The 20028-nt window shown below is 44.3% G+C and carries 14 protein-coding genes and 1 tRNA gene; 1 reads left to right on the plus strand and 14 read right to left on the minus strand.

Annotated elements, in window-relative coordinates; all coding sequences use genetic code 11:
• Nucleotides 1-314 precede the first annotated feature (314 nt).
• The gene (locus tag Q0976_RS12485) at nt 315-1688 is read left to right on the plus strand and encodes a hypothetical protein (protein WP_299494151.1); all 1374 of its coding nucleotides are present in this window, start codon (nt 315-317) and stop codon (nt 1686-1688) included.
• Between the two features lie 74 nt (nt 1689-1762).
• Here the strand turns inward: Q0976_RS12485 and tuf (Q0976_RS12490) are convergent, their stop codons facing one another.
• The 14 genes from tuf (Q0976_RS12490) to Q0976_RS12555 form a co-directional block, all read right to left on the minus strand.
• Nucleotides 1763-2947, minus strand: coding sequence for an elongation factor Tu (gene tuf / locus Q0976_RS12490; protein WP_299494152.1), 1185 nt, complete (start codon nt 2945-2947; stop codon nt 1763-1765).
• 82 nt (nt 2948-3029) lie between these two features.
• Nucleotides 3030-5126 carry an elongation factor G gene (gene fusA / locus Q0976_RS12495; protein WP_299494153.1) on the minus strand — a complete coding sequence of 699 codons (2097 nt, stop codon included), beginning with the start codon at nt 5124-5126 and terminating at the stop codon, nt 3030-3032.
• Between the two features lie 73 nt (nt 5127-5199).
• Nucleotides 5200-5670: a 30S ribosomal protein S7 gene (rpsG, locus tag Q0976_RS12500; protein ID WP_298773419.1), complete on the minus strand. Its 471-nt coding sequence runs from the start codon at nt 5668-5670 to the stop codon at nt 5200-5202.
• Nucleotides 5671-5749: 79 nt separating this feature from the next.
• Complete coding sequence (rpsL, locus tag Q0976_RS12505) at nt 5750-6124, minus strand: 30S ribosomal protein S12 (RefSeq protein ID WP_248942498.1); 375 nt, start codon at nt 6122-6124, stop codon at nt 5750-5752.
• Nucleotides 6125-6310: 186 nt separating this feature from the next.
• The gene (gene rpoC / locus Q0976_RS12510; protein WP_299494154.1) at nt 6311-10525 is read right to left on the minus strand and encodes a DNA-directed RNA polymerase subunit beta'; all 4215 of its coding nucleotides are present in this window, start codon (nt 10523-10525) and stop codon (nt 6311-6313) included.
• An 87-nt stretch (nt 10526-10612) separates the two neighbouring features.
• The gene (rpoB, locus tag Q0976_RS12515; protein WP_299494155.1) at nt 10613-14644 is read right to left on the minus strand and encodes a DNA-directed RNA polymerase subunit beta; all 4032 of its coding nucleotides are present in this window, start codon (nt 14642-14644) and stop codon (nt 10613-10615) included.
• 250 nt (nt 14645-14894) lie between these two features.
• Nucleotides 14895-15260: a 50S ribosomal protein L7/L12 gene (gene rplL, locus Q0976_RS12520; RefSeq protein WP_299011130.1), complete on the minus strand. Its 366-nt coding sequence runs from the start codon at nt 15258-15260 to the stop codon at nt 14895-14897.
• A 53-nt stretch (nt 15261-15313) separates the two neighbouring features.
• The gene (gene rplJ, locus Q0976_RS12525) at nt 15314-15814 is read right to left on the minus strand and encodes a 50S ribosomal protein L10 (protein ID WP_299494156.1); all 501 of its coding nucleotides are present in this window, start codon (nt 15812-15814) and stop codon (nt 15314-15316) included.
• A 265-nt stretch (nt 15815-16079) separates the two neighbouring features.
• Nucleotides 16080-16781 carry a 50S ribosomal protein L1 gene (gene rplA, locus Q0976_RS12530; RefSeq protein WP_299494157.1) on the minus strand — a complete coding sequence of 234 codons (702 nt, stop codon included), beginning with the start codon at nt 16779-16781 and terminating at the stop codon, nt 16080-16082.
• A 4-nt stretch (nt 16782-16785) separates the two neighbouring features.
• Complete coding sequence (rplK, locus tag Q0976_RS12535; protein ID WP_126508279.1) at nt 16786-17214, minus strand: 50S ribosomal protein L11; 429 nt, start codon at nt 17212-17214, stop codon at nt 16786-16788.
• A gap of 125 nt (nt 17215-17339) precedes the next feature.
• Nucleotides 17340-17882, minus strand: a complete 543-nt coding sequence (nusG, locus tag Q0976_RS12540; RefSeq protein WP_298773426.1) for a transcription termination/antitermination protein NusG — start codon at nt 17880-17882, stop codon at nt 17340-17342.
• Between the two features lie 9 nt (nt 17883-17891).
• Nucleotides 17892-18263, minus strand: coding sequence for a preprotein translocase subunit SecE (gene secE, locus Q0976_RS12545; RefSeq protein WP_299494158.1), 372 nt, complete (start codon nt 18261-18263; stop codon nt 17892-17894).
• Nucleotides 18264-18545: 282 nt separating this feature from the next.
• Complete coding sequence (gene tuf, locus Q0976_RS12550; protein WP_299494159.1) at nt 18546-19730, minus strand: elongation factor Tu; 1185 nt, start codon at nt 19728-19730, stop codon at nt 18546-18548.
• Nucleotides 19731-19926: 196 nt separating this feature from the next.
• A tRNA-Gly gene (locus Q0976_RS12555) sits at nt 19927-20000 on the minus strand.
• Nucleotides 20001-20028: the final 28 nt, after the last annotated feature.

Below are 20028 nucleotides of genomic sequence, written 5' to 3' on the forward strand. Positions count from 1 at the left end.
AAATGGACACATAAAAAATCACCCTCTAGCTTCTTCCTTCTTGGAAAAGCAGAGCGAGATGATTTAACCGTTCGACTCACAATTGGAGCCGCTGTATTTTACGTCAAGCTTTTCTTGACTGATTAATTCGCCTAATGGTTAAGGCGAGCGGCCATTATACGCAGTTTCACTTCAAGCGCAAGCAAATTGTCAATAATTAAGCACATGACCGAACGAGTCCAGAGATTAAAACATTTAGCGCAACTTGAACTGCCATACTGACTCTTATATAGTGCGCAACAAATTTTACAAAAAACAAAACTAAAACCAACTTTATGCATACATTTAAATTGACAGCTTGTGGTCTTTTAACCGTCTTACTCACCGCTTGTGGTGGCAGTGATTCGAATAATAATAACCAAACAGAAAATGCCGCTGACAATAAAGGTAACACCCCCTCCCCTGTTTATTTAACCTTAGATGCCATGCGCTCCAACCAGTGTGGCATGTTAAGCCCAGATCTTGATGCACGCTTTCTTGTTCATGACAGTGACGGTAATATATTAAGTGAACACAAAACAGACAGTAATGGTCATCTAAACATTGAATGGAGTGAGGCTAACCAACACATCACTCAGCTCACCTATACTGAGCCTAATGATCAGAGTGCTGGCGTGAAAGTCGATACTTACCTCAATGTCACCGCTGGCGACTTAGGTAAGAAAGTGTATTATATTGATAACGATATTGGTTGTGAGTGTAATGAAGTACAAATTGATCTTAGTGAATTACATAACAGTGGTGACTTTCGATTTGTCGATTTCGCCGCCAACAGCAACATAATGAGTGTATTCCTCAGTCCCGCTTCCCAACACAGTGAGTCCAAAGTCAATTGGTGTGCAGACGTGAAAACCGATCTCATTCTTATCGATAACAATGGCTTTAGCACACATGTAGCTCAAGTGTTATTTTCGCCAGTCGATAATCAAACATTAACACTGAGTGATTTCTCTGAGGGCATTGAAGTTAATATCACACCGCCAACCGACTCCAGTTTTATGGTTGCTTATACAGGCTTTTATCAGTTCGGAAATGATTCATGGAACACCAGCCCGAATAGCTCCAACCATGACAAACCTATCTATATCTATCCGGAGTTAAACCTCACATCGATACTCTATACCCATAATTATTCATCATCGAGCATTTTAGATTCCCACGCCAATATCAATATCTCTTCGCGTCAGCCAATCGATGATGAAGGCTATACCCAGCCAATTGAGTTATTAACGGCCGATGAGTCCTTGCTGCCAGAGGTTGAACATATCGCCACGCAGATGCAATTAGCTTCTGACACGGTTGATTTTGACTTTAGTGCTTATGACAGCAATATATCAGCCACAACATTAAGACTGTATGACGACAGTCAGTTTTATTTTGACAGTGATAGCACTTGGTCCATTTTTGCTGGGCGTGCAGGTACGATTCCCGCTCTCAAACTGCCACAAGACATTCAAGCGAAATTTGATGCCATCGAACACAAAAAAATGAACGTTAGCTTACAAAAAATTGATCGTTATTTATCTTTACAAGAATGGCGAGCACAAGTCGCAACAGAAAGTCGTTCAGCGGATAGAGCTAATGAGCTCATTTATCAGCAAGGCCAATCCATAAGAATTGATTTTGCTTTAACGCAACCAAGCGAATAGCAATCCACAAAGCAATAGCAACAAAAAAGGCAGCCTAAGCTGCCTTTTTTTATGTTGCGTAAAATGAGTCGCTATTAAGCAACAATCTTAGCTACAACACCCGCACCTACTGTACGGCCACCTTCACGGATTGCGAAGCGTAAACCTTCGTCCATCGCGATTGGGCAGATTAGCGTCACAACCATCTTGATGTTGTCACCTGGCATTACCATTTCTACGCCTTCAGGTAGCTCAATTGTACCTGTTACGTCAGTTGTACGGAAGTAGAACTGTGGACGGTAGCCTTTGAAGAATGGAGTGTGACGTCCACCTTCTTCTTTTGAAAGTACATAAACTTCTGATTCAAAAGTTGTGTGTGGGTTGATTGAACCAGGCGCTGCCAATACTTGACCACGCTCTACTTCATCACGCTTAGTACCACGTAGTAGTACACCACAGTTCTCACCTGCACGACCTTCGTCAAGCAGCTTACGGAACATTTCAACACCTGTACAAGTTGTCTTCGTCGTATCTTTGATACCAACGATTTCAACTTCTTCACCCACTTTGATGATACCGCGCTCTACACGACCAGTAACAACTGTACCACGACCTGAAATTGAGAACACATCTTCGATTGGAAGAATGAATGCACCGTCAATCGCACGCTCTGGCTCTGGGATATAAGTATCTAGGGCTTCTGCAAGCTCAAGAGTTTTCGCTTCCCACTCAGCTTCGCCTTCAAGGGCTTTAAGTGCACTGCCTTGGATAACGGGTAAGTCATCACCAGGGAATTCATATTCAGAAAGTAGTTCACGTACTTCCATTTCTACAAGCTCAAGTAGCTCTTCGTCATCAACCATGTCACATTTGTTCATGAATACGATGATGAAAGGAACACCAACCTGACGAGAAAGCAGGATGTGCTCACGCGTTTGTGGCATTGGGCCGTCTGTAGAAGCAACAACTAAGATTGCACCGTCCATTTGAGCAGCACCAGTAATCATGTTTTTAACATAATCCGCGTGACCTGGGCAATCGACGTGCGCATAGTGACGAGTTGGTGTGTCATATTCGATGTGAGAAGTATTAATGGTAATACCACGCTCACGCTCTTCTGGAGCGTTATCGATTTGTGCGAAATCTTTAACTTCACCACCGTAAGTTTTGGTTAATACTGCAGAGATAGCAGCAGTTAGTGTAGTTTTACCATGGTCAACGTGACCAATTGTACCTACGTTTACATGGGGTTTACTACGTTCAAATTTTTCTTTAGCCACGATATATTCCTTTCTTTTCAGAAAACTCGACCTTGGTCGAGATAATAGCAATTAATTTATAACAATCACATTTTGCACAAGTTTACATGCGCGATTCAGTGATTGCCTTAGCGATGTTTTGCGGCGCCTCAGAATACTTCAAAAACTCCATAGAGTATGAAGCACGTCCCTGAGTCGCAGAGCGTAAATCGGTTGCATAACCAAACATTTCAGACAAAGGTACCACAGCTCGAACAAGCTTGACGCCGGCAATGCCGTCATCCATGCCTTCTATCAAACCACGACGTCTATTTAAGTCGCCAACCACATCACCCATATAGTTTTCAGGTGTTGTGACTTCCACTTTCATGCAAGGTTCGAGTAAAACAGGGCTTGCATCTTCGCAGCCTTTTTTAAACCCGATTGAACCTGCAACTTTAAACGCCATTTCATTGGAGTCCACATCATGATATGAACCGTCAAATAAAGTGACTTTTACATCAAGCACAGGGAACCCGGCAACAACACCGTTTTTCATCTGTTCCTGAATGCCCTTATCTACCGCAGGAATGTATTCTTTTGGAACCACACCCCCAACGATTTCGTTCACAAATTCGTAGCCTGCACCTTCTTCTTGAGGTTCAAGCTTCAACCAAACATGACCGAATTGTCCTCGACCACCCGATTGACGTACGAATTTACCTTCAACTTCCACACTGTTGCGGATAGTTTCACGGTATGCAACTTGAGGCTTACCTACATTACACTCAACATTAAATTCGCGACGCATACGGTCTACGATGATGTCTAAGTGTAGTTCACCCATCCCAGAGATCAGTATCTGCCCTGACTCTTCGTCAGTTTCAACACGGAACGACGGATCTTCCGCTGCTAATTTTTGCAGCGCAATGCCCATTTTCTCTTGGTCGGCTTTTGTTCTAGGCTCAACAGCGATTGTAATGACAGGCTCAGGAAATTCCATACGCTCTAAAATTACTTTGTGATCCATATCGCACAACGTGTCGCCCGTTGTCACGTCTTTCAGACCAATAGCCGCCGCGATGTCTCCAGCGCGAACTTCTTTAATCTCTTGACGATCATTGGCGTGCATTTGCACCATACGACCCACTCGCTCGCGTTTTTGCTTAACCGAATTATAAACGCCAGCACCACTTTCAAGCACGCCCGAATAGACGCGAATAAAGCTTAAGGTACCCACGAAAGGATCGGTTGCAATCTTAAACGCTAATGCTGAAAAAGGGGCGTCATCATCCGCAGGACGATGAACTTCCTCTTCTTTCTCATTGATCCCCGCAATAGCAGGCACCTCTGTGGGAGAAGGAAGATATTCAACAACAGCATCGAGAACGGCTTGCACCCCTTTGTTCTTAAAAGCAGAACCACAAGTGGCCAACACGATCTCATTGTTTAAGGTACGCTGACGTAATGCTTCTTTAATTTCAGCTTCAGTCAAATCACCTTCTTCAAGGTATTTGTCCATCAACTCTTCTGATGCTTCTGCCGCAGCTTCAACCAAGTATTCACGCATTTCTGCGGCTTGCTCGGCTAAATCGGCTGGGATAGCTTCATAAGTGAAAGTCGTTCCCTGATCAGCTTCTGACCAGTTAATCGCTTTCATTTTAATTAAATCGACAACGCCCTTGAAGTTTTCTTCTGCACCAATGTTCAATTGGATCGGTACACAAGTCGCGCCCAAACGGTTACGGATTTGCTCAACGACAGCATTAAAGTCCGCTCCAGCCCGATCCATCTTATTGACGAATACGATACGAGGAACGTGATACTTATCAGCTTGACGCCATACTGTCTCTGATTGAGGCTCAACACCAGAAGAACCACAAAATACAACGACAGCGCCATCAAGGACCCTTAAAGACCGCTCAACTTCAATAGTGAAGTCAACGTGGCCTGGAGTATCAATGATGTTAATACGGTGCTCAGTGAACTGGGCATCCATTCCGCGCCAGAAAGTAGTCGTTGCAGCTGAAGTGATGGTAATCCCACGCTCCTGCTCCTGCTCCATCCAATCCATGGTGGCTGCGCCATCATGAACTTCACCGATCTTATGAGACATCCCGGTGTAAAATAGAACACGTTCAGTGGTGGTAGTTTTACCAGCGTCAACATGAGCGCAAATCCCGATATTACGGTAACGCTCAATTGGAGTTGTACGAGCCACGATTTATACCCTCTTAGCTAAAACCTGAGTGATAGCAGTGTAAGTATGGCGTGGAAAAATCCACGCCATGATATTACCAGCGGTAATGAGCAAACGCTTTGTTTGCTTCTGCCATACGATGCACATCTTCGCGCTTCTTAACAGCAGTGCCTTTGTTTTCTGAAGCGTCTAGCATTTCACCGGCTAGACGTAAAGCCATAGATTTTTCACCACGCTTACGAGCAGCTTCAACTAACCAACGCATTCCCAGTGCATTACGACGAACTGGGCGTACTTCACATGGTACCTGGTAAGTAGAACCACCCACACGACGAGATTTAACCTCGACAGATGGACGGACATTTTCCAGGGCTGCTTCAAGGATCACTAGATGATCTTCGCTTTTCTTTTCAGCGACAACATCAAGTGCCTTGTAGATGATTTTTTCTGCAGTCGACTTTTTGCCGTCCTGCATAATGACGTTGATGAACTTAGCCAACAACTCACTATTAAATTTTGGATCTGGTAGGATTTTACGTTGTCCTACAACGCGACGTCTTGGCATAACAATTTCTCCGTATGCTTCAGGGACCCCAAAACTGGAATCTCAAATTATCTAGCTTGGCCTTACTTAACGGAAAACGTTAAGACTTAGGACGCTTAGCACCGTACTTAGAACGACCTTGGCGACGTTCACTTACGCCTGCGCAATCGAGTGCTCCACGAACTGTGTGATAACGAACACCAGGTAAATCTTTAACACGACCACCACGGATCAAGATTACACTATGTTCTTGTAAGTTGTGGCCTTCACCGCCGATGTACGAAGTGACTTCGAAACCGTTAGTTAGACGCACACGCGCTACTTTACGTAGAGCTGAGTTAGGTTTTTTTGGTGTAGTAGTGTATACGCGAGTACAAACACCACGTTTTTGCGGACACGCATTCAACGCTGGCACGTTAGTCTTATCGACTTTTGGCGAGCGAGGCTTACGGACCAACTGGTTTACAGTTGCCATGTATAGCTCCGAATCAGTTGAAAGATTCAACAGTAAGGTGTGAAAAATCTATAGCCCACAGGTGTGGGACGCGAAATTTTAGAAAGGTAATGGCCTCCTGTCAAGAAATAGACAGGTTTTAGGTGAAATTAGTTTAAAAAAAAGGCGCACAAGGCGCCTTTTCATGTTTTTTAGCCTTTTTCAGCCTTAATCCGAGCTACCCGCAAGGTTAAGAAGATCGGCAAGATTTTGCTCTGCTTCACTGGCACTGATCACCGGCGTCTCATCAAGCTGACCAGCTGGTTGTGCTTGTTGACGATTCTGATGATATGAATAACCGGTACCCGCAGGGATCAAACGACCCACAATCACGTTTTCTTTCAAGCCACGAAGTTTATCACTCTTACCACCTACTGCCGCTTCGGTCAGTACGCGTGTGGTTTCTTGGAAAGAAGCCGCTGAGATGAAAGATTCCGTTGCAAGCGATGCTTTCGTGATACCTAATAGTTCACGCTCAAAACGTGCAGGCTGCTTACCTTGTGCTTCTAATTCGCGGTTAGCGATTTTCACACGTGACACTTCAGCTTGCTCACCCGCTAAGAATTGGCTATCGCCCGCATCGGTGATCTCACACTTACGCAACATCTGGCGAATAATCACCTCAATGTGCTTATCGTTGATTTTCACCCCTTGCAGACGGTAAACATCTTGTACTTCGTTAACGATGTAGTTAGCCACATTGTGGATACCACGTAAACGCAAGATATCGTGTGCTGCTTCAGCGCCGTCAGCAATAACCTCACCACGTTCGACTTTTTCACCCTCAAACACGTTCAAGTTACGCCATTTCGGGATCATCTCTTCATAAGGCTTATTACCATCAGCAGGCGTGATCACTAGACGACGCTTACCTTTAGTCTCTTTACCAAATGAAATGGTACCCGAGATTTCCGCAAGAATAGCAGGCTCTTTAGGCTTACGCGCTTCAAATAAATCCGCAACCCGTGGAAGACCACCGGTAATATCACGGGTTTTTGAAGACTCTTGTGGAATACGCGCTAGCGCATCACCAACGTTAATCAGACCATTATCGTCTAAGTTAACAATCGCGTTACCCGGTAAGAAGTATTGTGCTGGAACATCCGTACCAGGGATCATAAGATCGCTACCATCGCTCGCAAGCAAGCGGATCATTGGGCGCATTTCTTTACCCGCAGTCGGACGCTGAGCAACATCAAGTACCACAATTGAAGACAAACCTGTTAGCTCATCAGTTTGACGTGTCATAGTGACACCATCAATCATATCGACAAACTTGGTTGTACCCGCCACCTCAGTAATAATCGGGTGAGTATGGGGATCCCAGTTAGCGATAATGTTACCCGCTTCAAGCTGTGAATCTTCAAGCTTCTCAAGTACTGTACCGTAAGGCACTTTATAGCGCTCTTTCTCACGGCCAAGATCATCAATGATCGCAAGCTCAGATGAACGAGACACAATTACTAGCTTACCTTCACTGTTGGTCACATGCTTAGCATTGTGCAGTTTCAGGGTACCGGCATTCTTCACTTGAACATTGTTCGCTGCAGATGCTCTAGATGCCGCTCCACCAATGTGGAAGGTACGCATCGTCAACTGTGTACCTGGCTCACCAATTGATTGCGCTGCAACCACACCAATGGCTTCACCTTGGTTAATCAGATGACCACGTGCTAAATCACGACCATAACACGCCGCGCACACACCAAAGTCAGTATCACAGCTGATCACTGAACGCACTTGAACTTCATCGATTGAATGCTCTTCAAGTACATCACACCAAGCTTCATCAAGCAGTGTATTACGTGGCGCCAGTACATTTTCAGTACCTGGATAACACACATCTTTAGCAACCACACGACCCAATACGCGCTCACGTAATGGCTCAACAACATCACCACCTTCAATCAGCGGTTTCATTGTTAGCCCTTCGTGGGTACCACAATCATCTTCAATGACCACTAAATCTTGCGCAACATCTACAAGACGACGGGTTAAGTAACCCGAGTTAGCCGTTTTCAATGCCGTATCAGCCAAACCTTTACGCGCACCGTGAGTTGAGATGAAGTATTGAGATACGTTTAGACCTTCACGGAAGTTCGCCACAATCGGCGTTTCAATGATAGAACCATCCGGTTTTGCCATCAAACCACGCATACCCGCTAGCTGACGAATTTGTGCTGCACTACCACGAGCGCCCGAATCGGCCATCATGTAAATGCTGTTGAAAGATTCTTGATCTTCAGGCTCACCGTCACGATTGATCACAGTTTCAGTCGATAAATTTTTCATCATCGCTTTAGAGACTTTCTCGTTCGCACTGGCCCAGATATCAATCACCTTGTTATATCTTTCACCCGCAGTAACCAAACCAGATTGGAACTGCTCTTGAATTTCAATAACTTCAGCTTCTGCGTCCGATACTAGCGTATACTTCTCATCAGGGATGACCATGTCATCAATACCAACAGAAGCACCAGAGATAGTCGCAAAATGGAAACCGGTATACATCAATTGGTCAGCAAAGATAACGGTATCTTTAAGACCCAGTTGACGATAACACGTATTCAATAACTTAGAGATTTGCTTTTTACCCATGTTCTGGTTAACCAGATCATAAGACAAACCTTTAGGCAGAATTTGTGATAATAAAGCACGGCCCACTGTAGTATCCACAATGCGACGTGTTTTGACTTTTTCACCTAATTCACTGGTCGTCGTTTCAGTAATACGTACCTTCACGCGAGCGTGTAATTCTGCAGAACCTGTGCGGTAAGCTTTTTCAGCTTCAGCAACAGATTCAAATGCCATGCCTTCACCCTTGCCGTTAATACACTCACGACTGGTATAATAAAGACCCAATACAACATCTTGTGACGGTGTGATCACCGGCTCACCGTTTGCAGGTGAAAGAATGTTGTTGGTTGACATCATCAATGAACGTGCTTCTAGCTGAGCTTCCAGCGTTAGAGGCACGTGAACCGCCATTTGGTCACCATCGAAATCGGCGTTATAGGCCGCACAAACCAAAGGATGCAGCTGAATCGCTTTACCTTCAATCAATACTGGCTCAAACGCTTGAATACCCAATCTGTGCAAGGTTGGTGCACGGTTGAGCATGACAGGATGTTCGCGGATCACATCATCAAGCACGTCCCAAACTTCTGGGACTTCACGTTCAACCATTTTCTTAGCCGCTTTAATCGTTGTCGCTAGACCACGACCTTCAAGCTTGCCATAGATGAAAGGTTTGAACAGTTCCAATGCCATCTTCTTAGGAAGACCACATTGATGTAGACGCAAAGTTGGGCCCACGGTAATAACAGAACGACCAGAGTAATCAACACGTTTACCCAATAAGTTCTGACGGAAACGACCTTGCTTACCTTTGATCATATCGGCCAAAGATTTAAGCGGACGCTTGTTAGAACCAGTAATCGCACGACCACGACGGCCGTTATCTAACAATGCATCGACAGATTCTTGCAACATACGTTTTTCGTTACGTACGATGATATCTGGCGCTGCAAGGTCAAGTAGACGCTTCAGACGGTTGTTACGGTTGATCACACGACGATAAAGATCGTTCAAATCAGACGTCGCAAAACGACCACCATCAAGTGGGACTAATGGACGAAGATCAGGTGGCAGAACCGGTAATACTTTTAGGATCATCCACTCAGGCTTATTGCCTGATTGGAAAAACGCTTCAATTAATTTTAAGCGTTTAGTCATCTTCTTACGACGTGTTTCAGAGTTAATTGACGGTAACTCTTCACGCATCATCTCGATTTCTTTTTCAAGATCGATAGCACGCAATAATTCTAAAACGGCTTCCGCACCCATTTTAGCTTCAAACTCATCACCGTACTCTTCCAATGCATCCAGATAGTTTTCTTCTGTTAGCATTTGGCCGCGTTCAAGACTAGTCATGCCAGGCTCGATAACGACGAATGACTCAAAATACAATACGCGTTCAATGTCACGTAATGTCATATCTAACATCAAACCGATACGAGACGGTAATGATTTTAAAAACCAGATATGAGCCACTGGGCTGGCAAGATCAATGTGACCCATGCGCTCACGACGCACTTTAGTCTGCGTGACTTCAACGCCACACTTTTCACAAATCACACCACGGTGCTTAAGACGCTTATATTTACCACATAAGCATTCGTAATCTTTAACAGGACCAAAGATCCTCGCACAGAACAAACCTTCACGCTCAGGCTTGAAAGTACGGTAGTTAATGGTTTCTGGCTTCTTAACTTCACCAAATGACCAAGAGCGGATCAGATCTGGCGACGCTAGGCCAATTTTGATCCCTTCGAATTCTTCAGTCTTGCTTTGCTGTTTCAGAAACTTTAATAAGTCTTTCACGTTTCTCTCCTGAAGGAGTTAAACCGGGTGCCCCACTTAAAAAGTAGGACACCGTTTTTGTTGCCAAACTAGAGGATTAATCTAGTTTTAGTCTTGATCCAACTCGATATTAATACCGAGTGAGCGGATCTCCTTCAACAATACATTGAAGGACTCTGGCATACCTGGATTCATCTGATGGTTACCGTCAACGATGTTCTTATACATCTGTGTACGACCATTTACATCATCTGACTTAACCGTTAGCATTTCTTGAAGCGTGTAAGCGGCACCGTATGCTTCTAGTGCCCATACTTCCATCTCACCGAAACGCTGACCACCAAACTGGGCTTTACCGCCGAGTGGTTGTTGAGTCACAAGACTGTAAGAACCAGTTGAACGCGCATGCATCTTGTCATCAACCAAGTGGTTAAGTTTCAGCATGTACATGTAACCTACAGTTACTTGACGCTCAAACTCATTACCAGTACGGCCATCAAACAACTTACGCTGTCCAGACTCAGGCAATCCAGCAAGAGTCAGCATCTGCTTGATCTCTTTTTCTTTCGCGCCATCAAATGCTGGCGTGGCAACTGGAATACCACCTTTTAGGTTCTTAGCAAGACGAATGACTTCATCATCAGTGAAAGAGTCGATGTCAACACGTTGAAGTACATCATCACCTAACTCGTAGACTTCTTTGATGTAATTACGTAATTCGGCTAACTCACGCTGTTCTTCAAGCATACTGGTAATACGATTACCAATGCCTTTTGCAGCTGCACCTAAATGCACTTCAAGTACCTGACCGATGTTCATACGTGATGGTACACCCAATGGGTTCAACACGATATCAACGGGATCGCCATTTTCATCGTAAGGCATGTCTTCAACAGGGCAGATCTTAGAGATCACACCTTTGTTACCGTGACGTCCCGCCATTTTATCACCTGGTTGGATCGTACGTTTAACGGCTAAGTAAACCTTAACGGTTTTCAATACACCTGGTGCTAAGTCATCACCTTGAGTGATCTTACGACGCTTAACTTCAAACTTCTTATCAAAGTCAGCTTTTAGCTCTGCATGTTGCTCGCTAAGTTGCTCAAGCTCAGTTTGCTTCGCTTCATCATCGATGTTTTGTAGCAATAACTGTGAACGTGGAATAGTGGCAATTTGAACGTCGCTTAAGCCAGTGCTCGCTAATAAATTACGCGCACGGCCGTATACGCCTTCTTCCAAAATTTGGAATTCTTCGGTTAGATCTTTTCTCGCTTGCGCGATATGCATCTCTTCGATTTCAACAGCACGTTTATCTTTCTCAACGCCGTCACGGGTAAATACCTGTACGTCGATGATAGTACCCTTCACTGAATTAGGTACGCGTAATGAACTGTCTTTAACGTCAGAGGCTTTCTCACCGAAAATAGCACGTAAAAGCTTTTCTTCTGGTGTTAGCTGTGTTTCACCTTTAGGTGTCACTTTACCAACTAGAATGTCGCCACCTTTCACTTCGGCACCAATGTAAACGATACCTGACTCGTCTAATTTAGACAGAGCAGATTCACCCACATTTGGAATATCAGCCGTAATTTCTTCGCTACCTAATTTGGTATCACGCGCCACACAAGAAAGCTCTTGAATGTGGATAGTGGTGAAACGATCTTCTTGCGCAACACGCTCAGAAATTAAGATCGAATCCTCGAAGTTATAACCATTCCAAGGCATGAAGGCGATACGCATGTTTTGACCCAGCGCTAAATCACCTAAATCCGTTGAAGGACCATCGGCTAATACATCACCGCGAACCACTGGCTCACCAACACTACAACACGGACGTTGGTTGATACAGGTGTTTTGGTTAGAACGGGTGTACTTAGTCAAGTTATAGATATCGATACCGGCTTCACCTGGGGTCAGCTCAGCTTCGTTCACTTTAACAACGATACGACTCGCATCAACGTACTCAACAAAACCACCACGCTTAGCGGCAACAACCACGCCTGAATCGACCGCTAATGTACGCTCAATACCCGTACCGACTAGCGGCTTATCCGCTTTGAGTGTAGGAACGGCTTGACGTTGCATGTTCGCGCCCATCAAGGCACGGTTAGCATCATCGTGTTCAAGGAATGGGATTAATGACGCCGCCACAGAAATAATTTGCTGTGGTGAAATATCCATATATTGCACATCGCTTGCACGCATAAAGGTGGCTTCACCTTTGTGACGACAAGCAATTTGCTCTTCTAACATACGACCATTGGCATCAAGCTCAATGTTCGCCTGTGCAATAACATAACGCCCTTCTTCAATCGCTGATAAGTAGTCCACTTCATCAGTGATCACGCCCTCAACCACTTTACGATAAGGCGTTTCTAGGAAGCCATATGAGTTGGTACGCGCAAAACTCGCAAGGGAGTTAATCAGACCAATGTTTGGTCCTTCTGGCGTTTCAATTGGACATAGACGACCATAGTGAGTCGGATGTACATCTCGCACTTCAAAGCCTGCACGCTCACGAGTCAAACCACCTGGGCCTAATGCAGAAATACGGCGCTTATGCGTCACTTCTGATAGCGGGTTGTTTTGATCCATAAACTGAGACAGTTGAGAAGAACCGAAAAATTCTTTCACTGCAGCAGAAATCGGCTTAGCATTGATCAAGTCTTGAGGCATAAGCTCATTGAGATCGCCAAGGCTCAAACGTTCACGGACGGCACGTTCAACACGAACAAGACCGACACGGAATTGGTTTTCAGCCATTTCACCAACGCTACGAATACGACGGTTACCTAAGTGATCGATATCATCAACTTCATCATTACCGTTACGGATCTTAATGATGTTCTTCATCACAGCAACGATATCTTCTTTACTAAGGATACCTTCACCTTCATCGTCTTCAATACTCAGACGACGGTTGAATTTCATACGACCGACTTTCGATAAGTCATAACGCTCTTCACTGAAGAAAAGGTTATTAAATAACGCTTCAGCGGCATCTTTGGTTGGTGGCTCGCCAGGACGCATCATACGATAGATTTCAACCAAAGCTTCTAAGCGGTTAGTGGTTGAATCGATACGTAGCGTATCAGACATGTAAGCACCGTTATCAAGTTCATTGATATACAGTGTGCTCACTTCTTTAATACCAGCCAAAGAAAGCTTAGCAAGATCTTCTAAACCAATTTCAGCATTGGCAGAAACAATCACTTCACCGGTATCAGGATCAATGTAATCCTGACCAGAAATTTTACCCACAATGTATTCAACGGGGACTTCAAGTTCTGTGGTATTTGTTTTTTCTAATTGACGAATATGGCGCGCCGTAACCCGACGTCCTTTCTCAACTAAAACAGTTCCTTCAGAATCTTTAATATCATAACTTGCTGTCTCACCGCGCAGGCGCTCGGCAACAAGATCCATCACCAAAGTGTCTTTCTTAACTTTGAAATTAACACGGGTGAAGAAGATGTCTAAAATATCTTGCGTTGAATAATCCAATGCACGCAGAATGATTGACGCAGCCAATTTACGACGACGGTCAATACGAACAAACAATGCATCTTTTGGATCAAATTCAAAATCCAACCATGAACCACGGTAAGGAATAATACGTGCGTTATACAGTACCTTACCTGATGAATGTGTTTTACCACGATCATGATCGAAAAATACTCCTGGGCTACGATGTAGCTGAGAGACAATAACACGCTCAGTACCATTGATAACAAAAGTACCGTTGTCAGTCATAAGAGGGATATCCCCCATATAAACTTCTTGTTCTTTAATATCTTTAACTGTGCCTGGTGCCGCTTCACGGTCATACAACACCATGCGTAATTTAACACGTAGCGGTGCAGAGTATGTGATACCACGGATTTGACATTCTTTCACATCAAAAACAGGCTCGCCTAGCTTATAGCTGACATATTGCAGCTCTGAATTACCAGAGAAGCTTTTGATGGGAAAAACGCTACGGAAAGCCGCTTCAAAACCGCGCTCCCCAGTAGGATCTTGATCGGTGAACTTTTTAAATGAGTCCAACTGAATTGACAAAAGGTAAGGAATGTCCAGTACTTTTGGACTCTTACCGAAGTCTTTGCGAATACGCTTCTTTTCAGAATAGGAGTAAACCATGGGTTTCCTCTGATTGCGGAATGTGACCAAGACTACATTAAACATTGTCTGTACAATGCTAACGTAGCAACGTTTGCCCATCACCGTTGAAAGCAAGAACCTAACCAGTAATCTCTGCTAGGAACTGCAACATCTGGCGATAAACGGTGAATAAAAAATCGCCTGCGCCTACAGCGCAAAAAAGGCCGACAGTCTAAAAAACCGTCAGCCTTCACCCGATTGACTCGGGCTTAGCAAGTTATATTATAACTTACTTAATCTCTACTGCAGCACCAGCTGCTTCTAGATCAGTCTTAAGCGCTTCAGCTTCTTCTTTAGTGATCGCTTCTTTAACAGCTACAGGCGCTGATTCAGCCATACCTTTAGCTTCTTTCAGGCCAAGACCTGTCGCGCCACGAAGTGCTTTAATCACTGCAACTTTGTTGTCGCCGTGTGAAGTAAGGATCACGTCGAATTCTGTTTGCTCTTCAGCAGCAGCGGCTTCGCCACCACCAGAAACAACAGCAGCAGCGGCAGATACGCCGAACTTCTCTTCCATTGCTTCGATTAGTTCAACAACTTCCATTACAGACATTTCTGCAAAAGCTTCTAAGATTTGGTCTTTAGTGATAGACATAACAAAAAATTCCTAAATGTTCTGAATTCAATTCAATTAAGCGGCTAATAAAATTAAGCTGCTTCTTCTTTTTGATCGCGAAGGGCGGCCAAAGTACGTACAAACTTGCCAGCAGACGCTTCTTTTAGAGTCATCATTAACTGAGCTAGTGCTTCTTCGTAAGTTGGTAGTTTCGCTAAACGATCAATATTCGTTGCAGGGATTAATTCCCCTTCAAAGGCTGCTGCTTTTACTTCAAATAGCTCTTGCTCTTTAGCAAAGTCTTTTAAAAGACGTGCTGCGGCACCTGGGTGCTCGTTAGAGAAAGCGATAAGAGTAGGACCTGAGAACGTTTCGTTAAGGCACTCAAAATCAGTACCTTGAAGCGCACGACGAGCCAAAGTATTACGTACAACTTTAACGAATACTCCGTTCTCACGAGCGGCTTTACGTAAACCGGTCATAGCACCCACAGTTACACCACGTGAATCGGCAACAACTGCAGATAAAGCACCTTTGGCAACTTCGTTGACTTCAGCAACAATCGCCTGTTTGTCTTCGAGTCTTAATGCCATTGGCTTTACTCCTGGATTCTATCTAGGGAAACCCCTAGTAATTACCATATTCGCTATCAAATGACAGCGAATGACTTACGGCGCGAATATCCAGAAGAACAAAATCTATCTGGGGTCCGACACCGTCTACGTAGGAAATTAAGTTACACTTTACAGCTAACACCTACGGTCTTGGACGGAGATCAAAATAAGTGCAAAAAGCAACTTATTGACCTCAACCCTACAAAGTGCGCGCATTATAGACTAATACGCACAGCTTGTAAATTTACTTAACGTCAGCTAACGTACCTTGGTCAACGGTAACACCGGCGCCCATGGTCGTTGAGATGCTAACTTTCTTAAGGTAAACACCTTTAGCAACCGCTGGCTTGGCTTTTTTCAATGCACCAAGTAGGGCTTCTAAGTTTTCCTTAAGTTGAACGGGTTCAAAATCCACTTTACCGATAGTTGTGTGGATGATACCGTTCTTATCGTTACGGTAACGGATTTGACCCGCTTTTGCGTTCTTAACAGCTTCTGCAACATTAGGTGTTACAGTGCCTGTTTTAGGGTTAGGCATCAAGCCACGTGGGCCTAAGATTTGGCCTAATTGACCAACAACGCGCATTGCATCTGGAGAAGCAATCACTACGTCGAAGTTCATTTCACCCGCTTTAACTTGTGCAGCAAGCTCATCCATACCCACTAGCTCTGCGCCAGCAGCTGTTGCTGCTTCAGCGTTAGCACCTTGAGTGAATACAGCAACACGTACTTCACGACCTGTACCGTGTGGCAATACAGTTGCACCACGAACGTTTTGATCAGATTTACGTGGGTCAACACCTAGGTTAACCGCAACATCAACACTTTCAACAAACTTTGCAGTAGCTAATTCTTTTAGCAATGCAACCGCTTCATTGATGTCGTAACTTTTAGTGACTTCTACTTTTTCGCGAATAAGACGTGCGCGTTTAGTTAGCTTTGCCATGATATTAATCCTCTACTACCAAACCCATTGAACGCGCAGTACCTTCAATTGAGCGAGTCATCGCTTCAATATCAGCACCAGTCATATCAGTCGCTTTAGTTTCAGCAATTTCCTGAACAGCGCTGCGCTTGATAGTACCCACTTTTTCAGTGTTAGGACGACCAGAACCTGATTTCAGGCCTGCTGCTTTTAGCAACAAAAAAGAAGCTGGAGGCGTCTTAGTTTCAAAAGTGAAAGAGCGATCAGTATAAACGGTGATCACAACAGGAATTGGCATACCTTTGTCGAACTTTTCAGTACGCGCATTGAATGCTTTACAGAATTCCATGATGTTGACACCTTTTTGACCCAAAGCTGGACCTACTGGTGGCGACGGATTCGCAGCGCCGGCTGCAACTTGCAATTTGATGTAACCATCAACTTTCTTTGCCATGAGACATTTCCTCAAGTTTGGGTTCAAACGCCATCAGCCCAACGCCGATAAGCTCCCCGAAAATAATGGTGGCGAATTATATATAAATTCGCCACCTTTTCCAAATCATTTTGCGTTTTATTTAATCAGCTTTTTTCAATTTGAGCGAAATCAAGTTCAACCGGTGTAGAACGACCAAAGATCATGACCGACACTTTCACGCGATTCTTCTCGTAATCGACTTCTTCAACCGTACCGTTAAAGTCAGCGAAAGGTCCGTCAATTACACGGACAATTTCACCCGCTTCAAACATAATGCGGTGTGTTGGCGATTCGGTCGTTTCTTGAAGACGCTGTAGAATGGCATCCGCTTCTCTATCTGAAATAGGAGCAGGCCTGTCTGAAGTGCCACCAATAAAGCCCATTACACGCGGAATACTTTTCACTAAATGCCAGCTTTCATCGTTCATCACCATTTGGACTAATACATAGCCTGGGAAAAACTTACGCTCACTCTTGCGACGCTGACCCGCACGCATTTCAACCACTTCTTCAGTAGGGACCAATACCTCACCAAAATAGTGCTCCATTGAATGCATCTTAATGTACTCATTCAACGATTTACACACTCTGCCTTCATAGCCAGAAAATGCTTGAACCACATACCATCTTTTTTTAGCTTCAGTCATTCGAGATGCCTATACGCCTGTAATAAAATTAACAATTTTAAGTAATACTGCGTCCATACCCCAAAGGATTAACGCCAAAATACCTGTTGCAGCTAACACGATAAACGTCGTGTTCAGTGCTTCTTGACGCGTAGGCCAAATAACTTTACGGACTTCGATTTGCGACTCACGTGCAAAAGAAAGAGCCTGTTTACCTTTCACTGTTTGTAGCGCAATAAAACCTGCAACGGCAAATGTAACGATAACGCCGAGTGCGCGTACCACGACACTTGCTTGATCAAACATTTGATTGCCTACAATAGCGGCGGCTAATAGCACAATAACTATGCCCCACTTAAGAATATCCAGAGAATTGCTCTGGTTTTCAGTATTTGTTGTCATCGGTTAATTCCGTTACTCACTACGAACTATAAATAAAGTCCTGCTGACAAAAAATTTAAGACTTTACTCAGTGAAATTTTTCAGTCAGCCCATAAAATCCGAACTGACATTCCACTATACAGAGATAGTATAAATTCAGAGGGTCTAAAATCGGCCATAGATTGTATTCTTATTCCACTACTTTGGCAAGAATACAAATCAAAATGACACCATTAAAGCCACAATAACCAAAAAAAGGCAGCCTAAGCTGCCTTTTTTTATGTTGCGTAAAATGAGTCGCTATTAAGCAACAATCTTAGCTACAACACCCGCACCTACTGTACGGCCACCTTCACGGATTGCGAAGCGTAAACCTTCGTCCATCGCGATTGGGCAGATTAGCGTCACAACCATCTTGATGTTGTCACCTGGCATTACCATTTCTACGCCTTCAGGTAGCTCAATTGTACCTGTTACGTCAGTTGTACGGAAGTAGAACTGTGGACGGTAGCCTTTGAAGAATGGAGTGTGACGTCCACCTTCTTCTTTTGAAAGTACATAAACTTCTGATTCAAAAGTTGTGTGTGGGTTGATTGAACCAGGCGCTGCCAATACTTGACCACGCTCTACTTCATCACGCTTAGTACCACGTAGTAGTACACCACAGTTCTCACCTGCACGACCTTCGTCAAGCAGCTTACGGAACATTTCAACACCTGTACAAGTTGTCTTCGTCGTATCTTTGATACCAACGATTTCAACTTCTTCACCCACTTTGATGATACCGCGCTCTACACGACCAGTAACAACTGTACCACGACCTGAAATTGAGAACACATCTTCGATTGGAAGAATGAATGCACCGTCAATCGCACGCTCTGGCTCTGGGATATAAGTATCTAGGGCTTCTGCAAGCTCAAGAATTTTCGCTTCCCACTCAGCTTCGCCTTCAAGGGCTTTAAGTGCACTGCCTTGGATAACGGGTAAGTCATCACCAGGGAATTCATATTCAGAAAGTAGTTCACGTACTTCCATTTCTACAAGCTCAAGTAGCTCTTCGTCATCAACCATGTCACATTTGTTCATGAATACGATGATGAAAGGAACACCAACCTGACGAGAAAGCAGGATGTGCTCACGCGTTTGTGGCATTGGGCCGTCTGTAGAAGCAACAACTAAGATTGCACCGTCCATTTGAGCAGCACCAGTAATCATGTTTTTAACATAATCCGCGTGACCTGGGCAATCGACGTGCGCATAGTGACGAGTTGGTGTGTCATATTCGATGTGAGAAGTATTAATGGTAATACCACGCTCACGCTCTTCTGGAGCGTTATCGATTTGTGCGAAATCTTTAACTTCACCACCGTAAGTTTTGGTTAATACTGCAGAGATAGCAGCAGTTAGTGTAGTTTTACCATGGTCAACGTGACCAATTGTACCTACGTTTACGTGAGGTTTACTACGTTCGAATTTTTCTTTAGCCATGGTATTGCCCCAATCCAAAATACTTGGTGATGAAACTGCAAATATGATAAAAAATCCGATGCATTAAATGTCATCGAATCAGTCGGTTTTGAATAATTAGGAGTGAAATAAAGAAGTGTTGAAGCTGACAGGCATAAAACTGAGGACCTCGCCCTTTACACAGGGCGTGCTCGACAGATTGAGCACAAATCAGAATTGGAGCGGATGGCGGGAATCGAACCCGCGTTATCAGCTTGGAAGGCTGGAGTAATACCATTATACGACATCCGCGCAACCTACTTTAGGTTACCTAACTACC

Origin of the sequence: uncultured Shewanella sp., from assembly GCF_947501665.1 — a bacterium.
Taxonomy (GTDB): Bacteria; Pseudomonadota; Gammaproteobacteria; order Enterobacterales; family Shewanellaceae; genus Shewanella.

Coding starts and splice junctions, on each gene's coding strand:
- rplK (WP_126508279.1), bottom strand. CDS start 17,214: ATGGCAAAGAAAGTTGATGGTTACATCAAATTGCAAGTTGCAGCCGGC.
- Q0976_RS12485 (WP_299494151.1), top strand. CDS start 315: ATGCATACATTTAAATTGACAGCTTGTGGTCTTTTAACCGTCTTACTC.
- rpsL (WP_248942498.1), bottom strand. CDS start 6,124: ATGGCAACTGTAAACCAGTTGGTCCGTAAGCCTCGCTCGCCAAAAGTC.
- rplL (WP_299011130.1), bottom strand. CDS start 15,260: ATGTCTATCACTAAAGACCAAATCTTAGAAGCTTTTGCAGAAATGTCT.
- secE (WP_299494158.1), bottom strand. CDS start 18,263: ATGACAACAAATACTGAAAACCAGAGCAATTCTCTGGATATTCTTAAG.
- rplJ (WP_299494156.1), bottom strand. CDS start 15,814: ATGGCATTAAGACTCGAAGACAAACAGGCGATTGTTGCTGAAGTCAAC.
- tuf (WP_299494159.1), bottom strand. CDS start 19,730: ATGGCTAAAGAAAAATTCGAACGTAGTAAACCTCACGTAAACGTAGGT.
- rplA (WP_299494157.1), bottom strand. CDS start 16,781: ATGGCAAAGCTAACTAAACGCGCACGTCTTATTCGCGAAAAAGTAGAA.
- nusG (WP_298773426.1), bottom strand. CDS start 17,882: ATGACTGAAGCTAAAAAAAGATGGTATGTGGTTCAAGCATTTTCTGGC.
- rpsG (WP_298773419.1), bottom strand. CDS start 5,670: ATGCCAAGACGTCGCGTTGTAGGACAACGTAAAATCCTACCAGATCCA.
- rpoB (WP_299494155.1), bottom strand. CDS start 14,644: ATGGTTTACTCCTATTCTGAAAAGAAGCGTATTCGCAAAGACTTCGGT.